The sequence below is a fragment of the Psychrobacter sp. 1U2 genome (genome assembly GCF_051847575.1).
On the sequence record NZ_JBPYDC010000735.1, the window covers coordinates 1 to 869 of the forward strand.

Genomic DNA, 869 nt, shown 5'->3' on the forward strand with positions numbered 1-869 from the left:
GTGAGTATCACTCATCCTACCAATATAGACAATCTTGATTTTATTTCACGTGGTCACAATGCCCGTAATCCATCGTCTATGTTAGCCAGTGAAAAGTTTAGTGGCTTGATGAACGAGCTGGCGGCTCATTATGATTACATCATTATTGACACGCCGCCTGTGCTTGCAGCCACGGATGCCGTCCTACTTTCTAAATACGCTGATCAAGTGGTTATGGTCACACGTCATAACGATTCATCAGAAGGTCAGTTGAACTATGCTGTCAAGCAGATGAATAAAGCAAATATTGAGGTGGACGGCATCATCATCAATGACCTGCAGCAAGGTATCTTGAGTAAGAATAGCTATCATTATACTTACACTTACGGCAATGCCCAATAATTGCGCTAACACAACCAGTTGAGTCTTATGTCTATGAAGCCAGAGCTTAATAAAACGTATTCTGCAAACAACAACACTGGTAATCGGTTATACAATACTGCCCAGCGATTGTTAGAGATGCCACGTGTCGCAAAGCGTGGGGTCTTTCTGACCACAGATATTGTGATGTCAATGGTCTGTCTATTTTTTGCCTTAGCTTTACGGTATGGCGACGTTGCTAACCATTTGAGTCCTTTGGCACTGTTTTTATATGCCTTACCTCCTGTTATTGGGCTTTACTTCATAGGCTTTTATAGGGGCGTTGCTCGTATCTTCTCTGATAGAGTCATGCGTAACGTATTACAGCTATTTATAGTACTGATCATTGCGTATGAAGTGATGAATTTTTTCGATATCTTGACTGATATACCGCGCTCAGTACCTATCTTGTATCTATTCTTATTCTTTGTTTGGTTGTGGGGCAGTCGCTTAAGCATACGTGAGTTTTT

At 41.4% G+C, this 869-nt stretch carries 1 protein-coding gene and 1 pseudogene; both read left to right on the forward strand.

Features of this window, described 5'->3' with window-relative positions; translation table 11 throughout:
- A partial coding sequence (locus tag ACS8FD_RS18405) for a tyrosine-protein kinase family protein (RefSeq protein WP_439276911.1) occupies positions 1-381 on the forward strand: 381 nt, incomplete at its 5' end.
- A 27-nt stretch (positions 382-408) separates the two neighbouring features.
- A pseudogene (locus ACS8FD_RS18410) lies at positions 409-869 on the forward strand (hypothetical protein); the annotation flags it as partial.